General features: G+C 36.8%; 18 protein-coding genes. 5 read left to right on the plus strand and 13 right to left on the minus strand.

All coding sequences use genetic code 11. The features are described 5' to 3' along the window. Nucleotides 1-154: 154 nt before the first annotated feature. The 11 genes from BKM63_RS16210 to BKM63_RS16260 form a co-directional block, all read right to left on the minus strand. Nucleotides 155-667: a 4'-phosphopantetheinyl transferase family protein gene (locus tag BKM63_RS16210; RefSeq protein WP_071637630.1), complete on the minus strand. Its 513-nt coding sequence runs from the start codon at nt 665-667 to the stop codon at nt 155-157. Further along, on the minus strand, nt 664-918 hold the full coding sequence (locus BKM63_RS16215; RefSeq protein ID WP_071637631.1) for an acyl carrier protein: 255 nt from the start codon (nt 916-918) through the stop codon (nt 664-666). Before BKM63_RS16215 ends, BKM63_RS16210 begins: the two co-directional genes overlap by 4 nt. Nucleotides 919-922: 4 nt before the next feature. Next, complete coding sequence (locus BKM63_RS16220) at nt 923-2,197, minus strand: beta-ketoacyl-[acyl-carrier-protein] synthase family protein (RefSeq protein WP_071637632.1); 1,275 nt, start codon at nt 2,195-2,197, stop codon at nt 923-925. Continuing rightward, nucleotides 2,194-2,631 carry a 3-hydroxyacyl-ACP dehydratase FabZ family protein gene (locus BKM63_RS16225; protein ID WP_071637633.1) on the minus strand — a complete coding sequence of 146 codons (438 nt, stop codon included), beginning with the start codon at nt 2,629-2,631 and terminating at the stop codon, nt 2,194-2,196. The genes BKM63_RS16220 and BKM63_RS16225 overlap by 4 nt, the downstream gene beginning before the upstream one ends. A gap of 17 nt (nt 2,632-2,648) precedes the next feature. Beyond that, nucleotides 2,649-3,701 (minus strand): type III polyketide synthase, encoded by a 1,053-nt coding sequence (locus BKM63_RS16230; RefSeq protein WP_071637634.1) that lies wholly within the window; start codon nt 3,699-3,701, stop codon nt 2,649-2,651. Beyond that, nucleotides 3,698-4,408, minus strand: a complete 711-nt coding sequence (locus BKM63_RS16235; RefSeq protein ID WP_242661165.1) for a methyltransferase domain-containing protein — start codon at nt 4,406-4,408, stop codon at nt 3,698-3,700. The genes BKM63_RS16230 and BKM63_RS16235 overlap by 4 nt, the downstream gene beginning before the upstream one ends. Further along, nucleotides 4,405-5,532, minus strand: a complete 1,128-nt coding sequence (locus BKM63_RS16240) for an NAD(P)/FAD-dependent oxidoreductase (protein ID WP_071637635.1) — start codon at nt 5,530-5,532, stop codon at nt 4,405-4,407. Before BKM63_RS16240 ends, BKM63_RS16235 begins: the two co-directional genes overlap by 4 nt. A 286-nt stretch (nt 5,533-5,818) precedes the next feature. Next, entirely contained in the window at nt 5,819-6,310 is a 492-nt protein-coding gene (locus tag BKM63_RS16245; RefSeq protein ID WP_071637636.1) for an acyl-CoA thioesterase, read from the minus strand. A 53-nt stretch (nt 6,311-6,363) separates the two neighbouring features. Then, nucleotides 6,364-6,945, minus strand: coding sequence for a TetR/AcrR family transcriptional regulator (locus BKM63_RS16250; protein WP_071637637.1), 582 nt, complete (start codon nt 6,943-6,945; stop codon nt 6,364-6,366). An 80-nt stretch (nt 6,946-7,025) separates the two neighbouring features. Next, complete coding sequence (locus tag BKM63_RS16255) at nt 7,026-7,514, minus strand: hypothetical protein (protein WP_071637638.1); 489 nt, start codon at nt 7,512-7,514, stop codon at nt 7,026-7,028. Between the two features lie 11 nt (nt 7,515-7,525). Next, nucleotides 7,526-7,816: a hypothetical protein gene (locus BKM63_RS16260; RefSeq protein WP_071637639.1), complete on the minus strand. Its 291-nt coding sequence runs from the start codon at nt 7,814-7,816 to the stop codon at nt 7,526-7,528. A 277-nt stretch (nt 7,817-8,093) separates the two neighbouring features. Between BKM63_RS16260 and BKM63_RS16265 the strand changes: the two genes are divergently transcribed. Further along, nucleotides 8,094-9,116 (plus strand): LLM class flavin-dependent oxidoreductase, encoded by a 1,023-nt coding sequence (locus BKM63_RS16265; protein ID WP_071637640.1) that lies wholly within the window; start codon nt 8,094-8,096, stop codon nt 9,114-9,116. Between the two features lie 76 nt (nt 9,117-9,192). On the opposite strand, the gene BKM63_RS16270 is transcribed toward BKM63_RS16265, so the two are convergent. Next, nucleotides 9,193-10,680: a DUF1254 domain-containing protein gene (locus BKM63_RS16270; protein WP_071637641.1), complete on the minus strand. Its 1,488-nt coding sequence runs from the start codon at nt 10,678-10,680 to the stop codon at nt 9,193-9,195. A gap of 63 nt (nt 10,681-10,743) precedes the next feature. Continuing rightward, nucleotides 10,744-13,122, minus strand: a complete 2,379-nt coding sequence (locus tag BKM63_RS16275; RefSeq protein WP_071637642.1) for an arylsulfatase — start codon at nt 13,120-13,122, stop codon at nt 10,744-10,746. Nucleotides 13,123-13,458: 336 nt separating this feature from the next. Between BKM63_RS16275 and BKM63_RS23660 the strand changes: the two genes are divergently transcribed. The 4 genes from BKM63_RS23660 to BKM63_RS16290 all read left to right on the plus strand — a co-directional run bounded on the left by BKM63_RS23660 (nt 13,459) and on the right by BKM63_RS16290 (nt 16,734). Beyond that, on the plus strand, nt 13,459-13,614 hold the full coding sequence (locus tag BKM63_RS23660; protein WP_165608781.1) for a hypothetical protein: 156 nt from the start codon (nt 13,459-13,461) through the stop codon (nt 13,612-13,614). Nucleotides 13,615-13,646: 32 nt separating this feature from the next. Then, nucleotides 13,647-14,153: a PRC-barrel domain-containing protein gene (locus BKM63_RS16280; RefSeq protein WP_071637643.1), complete on the plus strand. Its 507-nt coding sequence runs from the start codon at nt 13,647-13,649 to the stop codon at nt 14,151-14,153. A 424-nt stretch (nt 14,154-14,577) separates the two neighbouring features. Beyond that, on the plus strand, nt 14,578-15,276 hold the full coding sequence (locus BKM63_RS16285) for a DUF1826 domain-containing protein (RefSeq protein ID WP_071637644.1): 699 nt from the start codon (nt 14,578-14,580) through the stop codon (nt 15,274-15,276). Between the two features lie 96 nt (nt 15,277-15,372). Beyond that, nucleotides 15,373-16,734, plus strand: a complete 1,362-nt coding sequence (locus tag BKM63_RS16290; RefSeq protein WP_242661166.1) for a hypothetical protein — start codon at nt 15,373-15,375, stop codon at nt 16,732-16,734. The last annotated feature ends 85 nt before the right edge of the window (nt 16,735-16,819 follow it).

A 16,819-nucleotide genomic window follows, 5' to 3' on the forward strand; every position in this document is an offset into this window, starting at 1 on the left:
TTGAAGACCAATTGATAATCCAGCTGCCTTTTAGTTCTGCTGTCTGCGATCGAATTTTCTGTTATTGACTTCTTTGGAATAGGGAAGAAGATTGCTCCAAATACTTTAGCTTCTTCTTTTGATTTGAAGTAATGGAAAGGAACCCCCTTATAGTTTAACTAATGGTAACCACTTTTTCAAAACGACCGTGATTACTTATTGAGACATCCTGTTTTTTATTTTGTGAAGAAATTAAAAAAGGAATTCCATTTTGATCTTTTATAATCGATTGTTTTTCTATTTCAATTACTTTGTCTAGATCGTCTAAAATGCTGACAGCTATGGTATGAATGCTGTTATTCGAGAGAATGGTTTTGGTATAATAGAGATCTTCGGAACAAATTACATTTCCCTTAATAACATTCCTGTTGATATAATCGAGATTTTTCGACTCCAGTGAACAAACCAGTTTTTTTGGAATATATTCTCTTATTTTGGTTTTACGATTATAGACTTTGTACGCCGCTTCCTTCATGCTCCAAAGTATCCAGACCATAAGCTCAGGATCTTTTGCATGTGAAATGAGCAGCTGCTCGTTAAGGGTAAACAGTTTTTCTATAAATCCTTTGCGCTGCCAATTGCTTTCCCTGCGAGATTGCAGTAAGTCGATGACATCATTGCCAATCATTTTTGGGCTAATTTAGTTTCTATAATTTCTACAGCGGTTTTAACATCAAGCATGTGTTCCATATCGGCATTGTCAATTACAACATCAAAAGCTTCTTCGATATCGAGCACAATATCTACAAGATTAGCTGAATTGATACTCAGATCGTTTATGAAATCTGTTTCTTCTGTTAAGTTTTCATACGCTTCTGTATTAGTCGTATAAGGCTTAATGATTAACTTTAATTTGGCGATAAGTTCTTCTTTGTTCATAGGTTTATTTTTGAAATTTTTTAAAGATTACACAGGCATTTACATCACCAAAACCAAAACTGGCTTTGGCAATTATAGTAGGATTAATATTTATTGTTTTTAAAGGAACTTTTGAAGAATCTATAAGAGCCGTAATTTCCGGATGAAGATCTTCACAATTGATATTTCCAAACACAAAACCTTCATGCAGCTGTAATACAGAGGCAACACTTTCTACACTTCCGGCAGCACTTAAACAATGCCCGGTCATGCTTTTTAAGGAATTAATATAGGGAAAATCAATTCCAGTTCTGTTTAATGCTTTGGTCCAGTTTTCTATTTCAAGACTGTCTTTTGTAGTAGCAGTTAAATGTCCGTTTATGGCATCAATAGCGTCGGCAGTAATACCCGAATTTTGAATTGCATTTATAATACAGCGTTGTACTGCAGTACTATTTGGCGCCGTCATGCTTCCGTTACCGCGTTGTCCGCCTGAGTTTACACTTCCGCCTAATATTTCGGCATAAATAACAGCTTTACGTTCTAAGGCACTTTCTAAATCTTCGATCACTAATGCTCCCGCGCCGCTTCCTGGTACAAATCCCGATGCTGTGGCACTCATAGGCCGTGAACCCTGCTCCGGATTATCATTGTGTTTGGAACTGCAGACGCGAAGCGCATCAAATCCCGCCCAAATATAAGGTCCGCTGTCGCTGGTACTTCCGGCCAATATTCGTTTTGCCTGTCCTGATTGTATTCGGTCGTAAGCCATCAAAATAGCTTCAGTTCCGGTGGCGCAGGCCGAGGAGTTTGTGGTAACTTGATTTCCAAGTCCTAATTTACCGCCCAGATAAGCACTGATACCGCTGTTCATGGTTTGTGCTACAACGGTGCTGCCTAATCTCCTAACTTGTAATTCGTCTATTTTATAAATGCTTTCGCGGAATTTATCAATACCCGAGGTTCCGGAACCAAAAATAGTACCGCTGTCCCAATCTGGTTCATCGTTTACTTCTATAGGCAATCCGGCATTTTTCCAGGCCTCCATTCCGGCAATGACACCATACAAAATACCTGTGCTGTTAAAACCGCGCAGTTCAAGTTCTGTAAAATAAGAAGCTTTTAGTTCATCAGATATTTGCGGCTGCCCCGCTATTTGACAAGAAAACTGCAATTCCTGTAATTGAGGATCATGCCGAATTCCGGATATTCCGTTTTTTATGGCATGGCTGAAATCAGAAATTCCAACTCCGTTTGGAGCCGCAACGCCTAAACCTGTTATAACAACTCGTCTGCTCATAATTTATTTGTAATCATGCCCGATAAAATGCCTTTACAGACCTCTTGTCCGGCTTCGTTTTTCATTACTACATCGCACTTCAATTTCCCAAATCTGAAAAATATTTTTTGAGAAATTACCGTGACCTTTTCGTTAGGATAAACGGGCTTTAAAAACTGCATATCTGCCGATGTAAAAGCGACAACGGTATCTTTATTAAAAGTATCACTTAATAAATAAATACCCAGACAAACCAAACCAATCTGAGCCATGGTTTCGGTTAGGATAACGCCCGGAGTTACAGGATTATCTTTGAAATGACCTTTATAAAAATCCAGGTCTTCCTTAAAAGTGTAAGTTCCGGAAACGCTGTTTTCATCTACGTGCAGTAATTCATCAACAAATAAAAAAGGTTTGCTGTAGGGCAGAAGTGCTGTAATATCGGTTAATTTCATCTTTATTTATCTAATAATTACCATTGAAGCAAAACTCTCTGTGCCGAAAACCCGGGGCCAAAACTAAGCATGAGTCCTTTTTCTCCGGCTTTTGGTTTTCTGTCCATAATTTGCTCTAAAACATACAAAACAGTTGCGCTTGACATATTGCCATATTTTCTAAGCACTTCTTTAGTGTCGTCGATATTTTTCCCTAGTCCTGAAAAAAGCGCTTCAACTGTAGTGATTATTTTTTTGCCGCCAGGATGAAATATCATGTAATCTACATCTTTAATCTCTAAATCATTCTTTTTAAGAAACGGATGGATAATATCTCCAAAATGGGATGCAATCGTATCCGGAACTTCAATGTCTAATACCATTTGCAAACCTGAATTGGTAAGCTTAAAGCCCATCATGTGTTCCGCCTCATAAAAATGATACATTTCTTCGTCTAGAATTTCAGGACCGTAATCGTCTTCGTATGAAGATAATAAACAACAGGATGCTCCATCTCCAAAAATAGCTGCACTTACAATATTAGGCATCGAAAAATCGTCAAGCTGAAACGTAGCCGTTGGTGATTCTACGGCAATGACCGCTGCCCGTTTTCCCGGATTGGCTTTAAGGAAATTTTTAGCATATATAATACCCGATATTCCGGCGGCACAACCCATTTCGGTTACTGGAAGACGCACAATATCCTGTCTCAGTTTCATTTTATTTATGAGATAAGCATCTAAGGAAGGAATCATGATTCCGGTGCAGCTTACGGTAATAATATAATCCAGTGTCTCAGGATTCCAATTGGCTTTTTCCAGTGCTTTCTTTAGTACTTGTTCTCCCAGAATAATAACTTCCCGGGTATAAATATCATTTTTTTCTTCAAAAGATGAAGCAGTAAAAACTTCTTCGGGATCCATTATAGAATACCTTTTGTCTACGGCTGCACCTTCAAATATTTTTTTGACTTTTTTGATAAAACGTTCGTCTTGTCCGTCCAGCCAGCCTTCCAGCATGGGAATTATATCGGTTGTTTCGCGCGAATATTTCGGCAGTTGTTTAGCGGCAGTTATAATTTTTACACTCATTTTTTGGTAATTATCCACTGGTAGCGAAATGCCCATTTCCAGTTTATGGTATAGTTTTTTATATTTAGTTTTTTAGAGAATTCCTCCAGTTCATTTTTCTTAAATCCTCTCAAAATAGAGACTAATCCATCTTCACGCGACATTTTTTTGAGATTAAAAAGAAAACAGATCAATTCAAAAAGCCGATAGGCTATTTTACTGCGATGCAGGTCGTTAATAATGATTCCGGTTTCGGCATTCTTATTAAAGGTAGTAATTATATTTAATATTTCCTCATTGCTAAAATGGTGCAGGGTAAGGGTGCACAAAACAATATCGTACTTTAATGTTTTAAAATCTTCACTAAAGATATCCACGCATTTGTATTCGATATTTGAATATTCATTGGATAATTTTCTGGCATAATTTATAGTAAAATCATTTGCATCGACACCAATGAGCTTTAGTTTGAGATTGCTTTTTTTACCGAATTTGGCCAGCATCCGCAGCATATCTCCATTGCCGCATCCTATATCTGCCACCGTAATTGTTTTTGAAGTATCAGTTTGTTTTAATAATCTTTTTATTCCATGCAGAGTCAGATTGTTACCTCCCAATAACTGGTTTATACGGGCAATTTGATCAAGTGCAGCCCGTAATTCTTCTCCTTTAAGAGAAAAATCATCCATTATTTCGGTTTCTTGTGTCCTGTATTGTGTATTGATCATTTGATAGCTATAGGTTTACCGTGCGTTTGTTTAATAATGGCGAGAAGCAGTCCCGGAAATGATGCTGTAATGGAAACAAGCATATTGGTAATGTTTTTATGGGTTAAGATCCTGGCCAGAATTCTTCCCATAAATAGTCTTTTCCCAAAATGGCGTTTCCATTCTTTTTGATAGTTTTTTTCTAATTTTTCACGGGATAAGGTTTCATCAGCATAAAAATCTAAAATTAGTTCTGAAACGATTTTTGCGCTGTGAATTGCCATTGCCATTCCGTTGCCGCAAAGCGGATGAATAAGGCCGGCTGTATCGCCAATCATTAAAATATGATTTTCTACTGCTTGTTTTTTATCAAAAGAAATTTGGCTTATGGTTAAAGGTTTATCGAATAGAAGTGTACTGTTTTCAAAAACAGATTTAAGATGTTTGTTTTTATAAAGTACATGCTGCTGATAATCTTCGATGTTTTTGTATTGTTTGAAAGTGGCGTAATCAGCAAGATAGCAAATGTTTATAATGTCGTTCTCCACTTTAGAAACACCGCAGTAACCGCCTTTAAAGTTGTGCAGTGCTACCAGATCGTTTTCTAAATTACCGTAATAATGTGCTTTAACAGCTAACCAGGGCGATTTTTTAGTAAAGAAATCCCGATTTAAAACCTGATCTATATTTGATCTTTTGCCAAAAGCACCCAAAACTATTTTAGCAGTTAAGGTTTGACCCGAAGTCATAACCGTGAAAATATCATTATTGAAAGAGATATGGGTAACAGTTTCTTTAAGTATTGATACATTATCTGCTACTGCTTTTTGGTATAAAAAATGATCAAGTGTATATCTGCTTATTCCAAATCCGCCCAGCGGTAATTTTGCCGCTGCATTTTTTCCGTCAGCCGAAGAAAATTCAAACTTAGAAATACGGGTGGGATTTAGCTGCGAAATATCGATGCCCAGCCACGAAAGATAGGGCAGAATTTCATTCGAAATATATTCGCCGCAAACTTTATGTCGGGGATAGTCTGATTTTTCAATCAGCATTACTTTTAATTTCTTTTGAGATAGGTGAATAGCTGCCGTTAAACCAGCCAGTCCGCCGCCAATAATGAGTACATCCCAATTTGTTTTCATACAACCAATTTAGGGATTAAATCTCAAACAGGAGGGGTTACAGCTGTACAAAATTTATCTCAATTAAATAAAATGTTAATCTGAAAAATTGAAAAAATCCCAATTTCGAATGGTTTGAAACTGGGATTAATCATCAAAATATTTAACACTTAGAAACATAGGTTTTTATGTATGCAAAAGAATACGAAAAGAAACTAGTTTCTAACATTTATGTTTGTTAATATATGTAACGCATTTCTTGTGAATTTTAATCTATATTTCTATGTGTTAAAATAATACGCCTCTTTTATGCATTTACTTTTGCTTTTAAACTTTGGATAATTTCTAAAAATCTATTTTCAAAAACAGGCTGATCAACTGGTAAAACAACGGATTGAAATAATTTCATCAAATCATCAGAATGTGCTGCTGTTTTTTTAGCCTGAATATCATAATGGATAAATTTAATCCAAAGAATTGCTTTTAATTCTGTTTCGTTTTCGTTCCACATTTTCATTTCAACCAGCAGTAAATTATCGGTAAACTGAATCAATTGTGACTCAACCAATACTGTTTCCATTGTAAAAGCTGGTTTTAGATAACTTATCTGATTGGAAGCTACAACCCAGCTGAGCCCGGTTGTGCGCATATATTTAAAAATATCCAGATCATAATGCTCTGCGATTTGGTCTTCGCGTACATTAATAAAATATTCCAGATATTTTGAGTTGTTTAAATGATTGAAAGGATCACAATCCTGAAATCTTACTTTTCTTTTGGTTTTTAATATTTTGTCCATTTTTGAATGTATTATATCAAATACCGATCGGTATTTGACGGGTTAAAAAATTTTTATTTCTTAATTTGATTAATTATTGTACTGTCTATGAAGTCCATAGCATTTGTCATGTATGTCTGATCATTATGAGTAAAGGCCAAAAGAGAGCTTCCCTCAATAAGTGATAAGATTAACTTAGCATATTGATCCGGATTAGTGTTTTCCTGAATTTCGTTATTGATTATGCCTTCTTTAATAATACTGCTAAGGCCTGCGGCAAATTTTTGAGATAAGTTTTGCGCTGTTTTAAACAATAACGGATTTATGAATTTAGTATCCACTCCGGCTCGAAGCATAGGACAGCCTCCACGGTCTTTAACTAAATCATAGTAGCTGCGCTGATAGTTTGTTACAGCATACAGTTTATTTATGCTTCCCTGGGTTTGGGCTACCAATTTAAATAATGGTGAGATGGTTAAATTTATATTTAACTGGAAAGATTTTAATGCAAGATCTTCTTTATTAGAAAAATTACAATAAATAGCGCCTTTTGTCAAACCTGTTGCCTTTGTTATATCGGTTAAACTTGTTCCAATATATCCTTGCTTGTTAAAAATAGGAGCTACTTTATCTAATATAAATTCAGCGGTATTCATGATTATTTAAGATGAATAATTTCAGCAAATATAATGATAAATACCGATCGGTATTTGATAAAACGAAATATTTTAAAAAACTATTCTTTTTTACTTTCCAGTTCCACTCTGAATTTGCCCCAATAAGGATTATCAGCCATAAGAGAATGGGAAATCACAAAAATATAATTTCCCTTTTGTTTAAGATGAATTTTTAAATCCATTCCAAAGGGGCCGTCTGTGCTTTTATCAGGAAAAATAATTTGGTTAAAACGAATGTTTCCGCCGCCAGAGGGTGTTACAATTCTTGCTTTTAATTCGGCCCGATCTTCAATTTTAAATTTCATATAAACTCTTGGATGAATAGAATCAACCACACCTTCAGCAATAAAGATATCTTTTTCATCTTTATAATTCATGAAGATGGTGTCGCCAACTTGTTTATTTTCAGCTTTATTTTCTGTTGTATTTTCTTCTGTGTTTTTCTTTGTAACAGCTGAATCTGATTTGCTTACAGAAATATTCTTGTTTTCTTTTTGCTGGCATGAAAAAAAGAAAATTGCTATTAAAAGCATTGAAAAGTTTTTCATAACGTTGTTGCTTAGTTCCTCATTTCAAAAGTTCCGGGTGTTTCTTCGTTTTCGTCATATTCTCCTGCCGGTTTTGTATCAGAATCCTCTTCTTCCCAGTCATTTTCATCATATTCTGATTCGAAATCATCTTCTAAGTCCTCTTCCAGTTCTCCAAGTTCTAAATTGTAGTGATTGTGGGCACTTGCATTTGCAAAGCTTCCCTCTAAATAATCATCATAATTTAATAAAAGCTGTTCTTCATAAGATGTCATATCACCTGCAGATTCTTCTGGTGTATAAAAGTAATTTTGGAATGTCATAATAAATCATTTTTAGTTAATAGATAAAGATCTGTCTCTTTTGAAATTAGATCAATCTAAAAGTACAATTTATACTATGTGCTGATTTTATATAATTCTTGAAATTGTTTGTTGAATTTTCATTTGGAATAAAATCAACCCGTAGAAATGATTTACTTCCGTCATTACTTTTTATCTCAAGAGTAAGCATTTTTTAATATTTCTTTATTAGAAAGGTTGTGGCCGCACTCAATAATGATGCGTATATTTGGGATTGTAAATAATAATAGTGCTATCTATGAAAAAAATAGGATTTTTATCGTTTGGGCATTGGGCGAATCATCCTTCCTATAAGGCTCGTACAGCAAGTGATACCCTTCTTCAGTCTATTGATTTGGCCGTTGCGGCAGAGGAAATAGGTTTGGATGGTGCTTATTTTAGAGTGCATCATTTTGCACGACAGCTTGCATCACCTTTTCCTTTACTTTCGGCTATTGGTGCAAAAACACAAAAAATAGAGATTGGAACAGGAGTGATTGATATGCGGTATGAAAACCCTTTATATATGGTAGAAGATGCCGGTGCTGCAGACCTTATTTCAGAAGGACGTTTGCAATTAGGAATCAGCCGGGGATCGCCGGAACAGGTTATAGACGGATGGCGTTCTTTCGGTTATGAACCTGCAGAAGGAGAAACAGATGCCGATATGGGGCGTCAAAAAGCGTTGGATTTTTTGGATAAACTAAATGGTGTAGGATTTGCCGAGCCAAACCCATATCCGATGTTTCCAAACCCGCCGGGCTTATTGCGTTTGGAACCTTACTCTGAAGGATTAAGGGAGAGGATCTGGTGGGGAGCAGCATCTAATGCTACTGCGGTTTGGGCTGCTGAAAATGGTATGCATCTTCAGAGTTCTACATTAAAGTATGATGAAAACGGCAAACCATTTCATATCCAGCAGGCAGAACAAATCAGGTTATATAAGGAAGCCTGGAAAAAAGCCGGACACGAGCGCGAACCAAGGGTTTCAGTAAGCCGTTCAATTTTTGCACTGGTCAATGATCAGGACAAATATTACTTTGGGGATCAGGGTAAAGGGTCTGATAGTTTTGGAAATATAGAACAAGATAAACGGGCAATCTTTGGAAAGAGTTATGCGGCTGAGCCGGATAAACTTATTGCAGAGTTAGCTCAAGACGAAGCTATTCAGGAAGCAGATACAATTCTGCTTACAATACCCAATACATTGGGAGTTGACTACAATGTCCATATACTCTCGTCAATATTAAAATATATTGCTCCAGAGCTGGGCTGGCGTTAAAATCTTTTAACTTCCTGCAAAAAAAAGCCTGAAAAGAATAGTCTTTTCAGGCTTTTTTATGAGAAGTTATTTAATTCTAAACTTTTATAACAGCTGGTGGTGTCCAAAGATCTTTCAACACTTTTTCTTCAGGCCAGTAGCATCTTATGTAAAGAGAGAAAACTTCTTTTGGTGCAGGAAGCCAGTTGCTCATTTTATCGGCAGCCGGAGGTGTATTCTGCACGTATAAAGTTAGTGATCCGTCAGCGTTGTACTTCAAGCCTTTATTCTTGGTTCCAAGTGAAAACCTATCTACGGAATTAGGCGAGAAAAAATGAAATTCATTATACAAAGTAAGAGACCAGAAACCTTTTACAGGCGGTACTTCGCCTTTGGCAAAAGTTACAGTATAATTGTTGCTGCCGTGTAATCTTGTTCCCGATACATCGCGGTCCTGATAGAAATATTTTGTTTCAAAAGGTTTGTTCACGAAAATATTAGCTTTGGCACAAGAGGTTCTGGTTAGATAATCCAAACCAAATTGAGCCCCGTTAGACTGCGTTGTCCAATAATCTTTTACCGGATAACCCACATTAGAGAATTGAAACAAAGGCTGAATCAATTTTTGATCTGCTTCGATTGCAGTTTGTTTCAGCAGGTTTTTAATTTTAGGATCTTTTGCGGCAGCCGCCAAAACTGACTGGATTTGTCCATAAATGGCCTCTTCTCCTGGCAGCGCCGGAACTTCTTTTAAAATAGCCGGCAGTTCATCAAAAAACACTTCTGGTTTTACCCATTTTGTTTCTTCATTTCCAGTTTTTGGATCAGCAGGCAGAATGGGAGTTTTAGACCATTCTTTTGTTTTTAGTTTTCCGTCAAACTCACTTAAAGTATACATCATTATTTTAGTAAGAACTGGCTGGATTGCTTTTTTGTCTGCAGGATCATCTGATTGAAAAACACGCGGAATTACAACTCCCAGATCTGTATCGCATTTATACACGCCAGAAATTCCATCAGGCACTTTTCCGTTCCATTTTGGGCCGGTCAGCAGATAAAAGCCTGGTTTTGTTCCATACATTTTTCCAATAGTTGCGTAACCGTCTATTCGCTGGTTGCAGATTTGATAGACCCAGAAACGGTCTCCAAAATCCGGAACCTGCACCACAATTGCATCTTTTGTAAAATCAGTGATGCCAAATCCATACACCACATCCTGATTAGGACAGGCGACTTCTCTTTCTCCAGGTTTAATATAATCCGTCAGCATACACAATTGATTTGGAGGGCTTAGAGGAACAATTCCGCCTTTATACATAGGCTGTGGAAGTTTCTCAAAAGTCACTTTTCTGTTGTGAATATTAACCATTGGCCAGCCCCACAAATAAGCTATTGCTCCAATATGTTTTACGTATTCGTCAGTCAAAATAGTGTTTGCCACAGGACCTGCAGGAATGTTTTTATTAACAGCAGACGAATCGCCGGCCGCTACATTATTTCCTTCTGCTTCTTTAACGGAAGTTTCTTTTTTGCAGCTTGTAAATAGTAAGCAGACAGTGAACAGCGAAATAATTATTTTTTTCATATTTTTTCAAATTAAAATTTAAAGACTTTTAATAATGTTGTAATCGTGCTGGTAATACTGCTGTTATTTTAAATCAACTGTAACCTTATCGATCTTACCTGTAAACTCAAAAGGCATTTTATAATTCCAGTCAACAGGGGAACCCACGTCTTGTCCGATATCAAATCCTTCGACTATAGAAAACTGAACGGGTACTGTTTTTTCTAATCGTCCTTCGGCTATTTTTTTACCGTTTGCACTCATGGTTAGTTTACCGCCTTTTCCTAAGCCTCCACCGTCATAAACAAAATCAACCGTAAGTTTGTTTTTACCTTTAGCAAGAGCTTCTTTTCCTTTTAGGTATACCCAGTCTAAAGTGAGGTAATTGTATACAAAAACAGGTTTGCTGTCCTGCAGATATAATCCGTATCCAGCCTGCATACCGCCATGGGTGATTATCATACCATTGGTATTGGCATCTGATATTTGTATATCAGCCGTAATCGTCCATGATTTATTAAGCATTGGAGGTGCTGCCGCATCGGGAAGTCCAAAAGTTCCCGGATAATAGGTCATTGATTTGCGTTTTCCTATAAGACTTGGTCTTCCCATAAGTTCACCATTCATTCTAGGATTAGAGCCGCGCCAGTCTAACGGAAGTACATTATACTTAGAAGCTTCAACCCACCATAAATCCTGCATCTGGCGAAGCTTTTCCGGATTTTGGGCAGCCAGATCATTAGCCTGTGTAAAATCATCATTTATATTATAAAGTTCCCATTTTTGTGTATCAGGGTCAAATGCGCCGCGTTCTGCCATCCAGGGAGGAAAAGACAGGGCAGAGGCCATCCATCCGTCGCTGTAAATACCTCGGTTAACTCCTAATTCAAAATACTGCGTATTGTGGCGGTCTTTTGCTTTAGCATCATTAAAAGTATAAGCAAAACTGATTCCTTCGATAGGTTTCTGCTGGATTCCGTTAAGCTCGGTTGGAGGTGTAATACCTACTGCTTCATAAATGGTAGGCACGATATCAATTACATGTGTAAACTGGCTTCTACGTCCGCCTTTATCTTTAATTTTTGCCGGCCAGTCTATAATCATTGGATTACGTGTTCCCCCAAAGTGGCTGGCTACTTGTTTGGTCCATTGAAAAGGAGAATTCATTGCCCAGGCCCAAGCAGAGGTAAAATGATTAAAGTGTTTAGGACCTCCCAATTCATCAATTACTTTTAAGTTATCCTGCCATTTTTCAGGATGTCCGTTAAAAAATGCCATTTCATTTACAGATCCTTCGATGCCGCCTTCTGCACTCGAGCCATTATCGCCCGCAATATAAATTGTTATGGTATTATCGGCATCAGGTAATTTACTGATTGCATTTGTAATTCTTCCCATCTGGTCATCGGCGAAAGCCCCATAGGCAGCAAAAACTTCCATCATGTGAGCATAAAGGCGTTTTTGGTCGGCATTAAGAGAATCCCATGCCGGCAGACTTTCCGGTCTTGGGGTTAATTTTGCATTGGCAGGAATAACCCCCAGTTTTTTCTGGCGCTCAAAAGCCTGCTCTCTGTATTTATCCCATCCCATATCGAATTTTCCCTTAAACTTTTCAATCCAGTCTTTTGGGGCATGGTGCGGTGCATGGGTGGCTCCCGGAGCTACGTATAAGAAGAAAGGTTTGTCAGGAGCAATACTTTTGGTTTTCTGTACCCATGCAATTGCTTTATCTGCCAAATCTGTAGTCATATAATAATTTGGATCTTTTGAAGCAGGAACAAGATTACGGTTTTCATATAAAACCGGATTCCAGTGGTTCATATCTCCTCCGTTAAATCCATAGAAATAATCAAAACCTAAACCATTTGCCCAATGATCAAAAGGTCCCACATCACTTGTTTCCCATGTGGGCGTGTTGTGGTTTTTACCAATCCAGGCTGTTGCATATCCGTTTTGACGAAGTACCTCACCAACTGTACCGCAGCTCTTTGGAAGAATACAGGTATATCCTTCATATCCCGTTGCGAGTTCTGTAATACCGGCAAATGCGGCAGAATGATGGTTGCGCCCTGTGATTAATGACGCGCGTGTAGGACTGCAAAGTGCAGTGGTGTGAAAACGGTTGTAGCGAAGACCTTCGGCAGCCAGCTTGTCCATAGTTGGAGAAGGAACCCCGCCGCCAAAAGTACTGAATTGTCCAAAACCGGCATCGTCAATCAATATTATTACAATATTGGGAGCGCCTTTCGGAGCCTGTACAGGTTGAGGAAACTGAGCGGGATCTGAATCCAGATACGTTCTGCCTACGTGACCGTTAAAATGAAAATCCGGGCGGGGTAGTACTTCCGGGGTTTCACTTTTCCGAGGTTCATTTTTGTCTTTTTTTTCCTGTGCGGCAGTCAAATTAATTGAAAGCAGACTGAACACAAGACAAGCGAATTTTAAACGTTTTAAGTTTATCATAATTTTCTGGTTTAGATTTATAATAAATTTCCGACCTTAAAAATAATAAGCTTTATTTTACTTACAGAAAAGACAAGTGCTAAAGAGGTTGCATTTTATAATTTGAAACCTGTTTGTTTCTAAATGAAACCAATTATTGTATTATAGTCTGTTAAAATAAGATTGATTAAAGGTTTTAAATATAAAACTAGAGCAATATCTAAAAATAATCTATCGAATTAATCTACTGGGAATTGTGTAACAAACTGCTGAAATTTAATACTTCTTGACGCTGTACTCATTTGTATCTTTAATAGTAATAAAAAAACTATTTTTTAATCAAAAAAAGAATGTGTTATGGCAGAAATTAAAATTGAGAAAAAGAAACCGATATGGCCATGGATCGCCTTAGTGCTGATCCTGGGAGCAATTATATACTATATCTATTTTACAGATCATGAAACTAGCAGTGAAAGCACCACACAAACCGAAACTAGTACAACTGCACAATAACCAGAAAGCAGATAATTATTTATAAAGAAATTATGGAAAATAAAGACAAAAACTTATACAGACTGGACGAACTATCTAATTATAAAATTGCTTCAAATTATTCTGATGTAAGAGGATGGACGATCGTAGATGCTGACAACCGTACAATAGGCAAAATTGATAACCTTTGGGTCAATAAAGATATGCAGCGCGTGGTTTATCTGGATGTAAAATTAGATAAAAGCTTAATAGAAGACAAACATACTGAGGTTCGTGATGTTATAGCAAACGACACCGGAAAAGAGTTTGTCTATAAAGAAGGAGACAGCCATATTATCATACCAATTGGATCTGTAAACATAAATAAAGACACCAAAATTGTTATGGCAAATAGTATAGGATATGATACCTTTAGAAATACAAGCCGATATAACAGGCAGCACAATTTTGACAGGGAATATGAAAGAAGAGTAATGAAATCTTATTATCCTGAAAATGATCCTAACTATGATAGTAACGATGATGCTTTTTACAACCGCAGGGAATTTGATAATCATTAGTATTACTATTTTTACTATACATGCAAATTGTATTTTGAAATATAAAATCGATTAAATAGGCAAAAAAAAATCCCATTTCAAATGGGATTTTTTATGTCTATTACTTAAAGAAACCACGATCGCCCGGATATGCGCAACGATAGCTTGGAAATTCTTTCCATACTCGCCTAATAAAAACTGGATTTTCTTTTTTTAATATACTTTGCGGGTACAGATTTCAAATCCGCTCAAGCGGAAAATTTCTTGAAATGGAATTTGTGACAAAGCTGACAGTACATATTGTTCAAGTATTTTAATAAAACCACAAAATATTTGGATTTTGAACTAAAGGACAATTTGTAATTCATAATAAGAAAATGTTGGCCGCTGGCTGTTATTACATAATTTTGTGATGCACGAAGTAATAGTCTTTATAATATCATATATGAGTAATACATTTTATGACAGCAGACAGATAGGAGTGGTGTCTTCTTTTTCTGAGCTAGTACATACTGAATTTAAAGGAGAAATGAATGCGCTGTGCTGGTGCAGAAATTTGGATGGCGATTTTAGTGAGATTGCGTCCAAATTATCTTTAAAAGAAAATATAACGCAGGTTTATCCTGAAGATCTAATCGCACTCCAATTATCAGAAAAAGGAAATATAGCAAGGGAAATAATCTTAAACGACTTACAATTATTAGCAGATTTTGGAGCTTTACCCTCTCTTAATTTACTAAAATGTTATGAACGGGATGATGAATTTGATTTCATATCGACTGATGTGTATTCATTTCATGTTGATCGTTCACCTATTGCAACAGATACTTTTTTATGTACTTATCACGGAGCGGCAAGTGATATCATTTCTAATTCGCAAGCTGAGCAAAAGATTTTAATTCCGGAAATCCGAACAAAGCTAAAAGAGCTGTATAACGGACCATCGGAAGAATTCGAAAACTTTTTGGAGGAAAATTATTTTGATTTGCATTATCAGGCAAATGCAGATGCAGAACCTGTTAATTTAGGTTTAGGAAATCTTTGGCGTCTGGCTGTAGATCATCCAAAACAACCAGTACAGCCCTGTATTCATAGAGCACCAATAGAAAATGAAGGCGAATATAGGCTGCTGCTGATTTGTTAGGGAAATTGCCGGAATAATAATTTTATAACCATGAAATCAGGTATTGTTTTCTATATTTGACGTTAGTAAATTTGTTGTTTATCAAAAAAAATCACAATGATAAGTAGTAGTAGTATGAACGGTTCTTTAGTAATGAAATTACCATTTTTAAAAAATAAAACGGCAAGTTGGATAAAACAACTTTTTTATATAATGAGTATTCTTCCATTTGCTGCGTTCTCTCAAAAAACGGTTGCACCTGGAAGCAAGGACATCAACACCAAATACATTAAACCCGAAAAATCACTTTATACTGTCTATTATGTTAAAGATACAAGCTGGACCAAGCAGGGATTATTAACCTATGATATTACTGTGGCAAATAATCAGCTTAGCTTGACCAATTCCTATACTCCAAAAGACAATTCAAGAACCAGTGCCCGCACCAGTGTTGCTGATGCTCAAACACTGAAGCCTATTAGTTATTCCAGCGACGGAAAGGAGACAAAACTAAATCTCACCTTTGGTGAGACTGTAACAGGCAGCTACTATTCTAAGAAAACTAAAAAGGATAAAAAACTGAAATTACATCCCAAAGAGGCATTTATTGACTGGAACTGGACCGATCATCTAATCGTAACATTGCCTTTGGATGTAGGTTACAAAGCACGTATCCCGCAATTCTACTATAATGATGGGTCTGATGTTCTTATTGAATATTATAGCATTAAGGAGGTAAAAAGCTTTATCTACAATTCTCCAAGAACCGGCAAGCACGAATCATGGCTTGTTACAGTTTCAGAAGAAAGCACCGGTGCCATTTATAATTATATTGTAGACAAAAAAGACCATCGTCTCTGGCAGAGAGAAATGTCAATGGGCAAGGGGATGTGGGAAATTACAGTAAACGAAGAATTGGACTATCAGCCTATTAAAAACAAATTCAACAAAGAAGAAGCTGCGCAGCAGATTTCTAAAGGCAGCAGTGTCATTATTGGTACAGCCTATGCAAGATCGGATTCCGGTAAGAAACTGGGCGGTTTGGTCAATACAGCTAAGAAACAATATGCGCCGAAGGGTACCGAGATTACGCTTTTTCCAAGTTCTGCTTATTATGAGGAATGGGTAGAGGTCAATAAGAAAATTCGTAAACAGAAAAAAATGCCGGAAGTGCCTTTGAATGCTGATTTTGGTTATTCGATCAAAAAAGCCAAAGTTTATGATGATCAGGGGCATTTTGAATTCTCGGATCTTATGCCGGGCACCTATGTGGTGATGGCCAGCTTTGATTTTTCGAACTCTTATAACTATTCTTATGTATCTGGCTATACAAACTATTATAACTACTGGGGTTATACAGGCTCTTCAACAAATTATAGCACAGCAAGACAATCCTATATTGATAAGGCTAATATAGAGAAGCGTGTAACCATTGATAAGGATGGAGAGAAAAAAGAAGTCAACTTAAAAGAAATGTAATATAACTGAAGTATTATAAAACGGAGAATTGCCGCGGCTTAATGCTGTCATGAAAAATATCTCTGGCCAGACCAGGGATAACTAT

Origin of the sequence: Flavobacterium johnsoniae, from assembly GCF_001879205.1 — a bacterium.
GTDB classification, from domain to species: Bacteria; Bacteroidota; Bacteroidia; order Flavobacteriales; family Flavobacteriaceae; genus Flavobacterium; species Flavobacterium johnsoniae_A.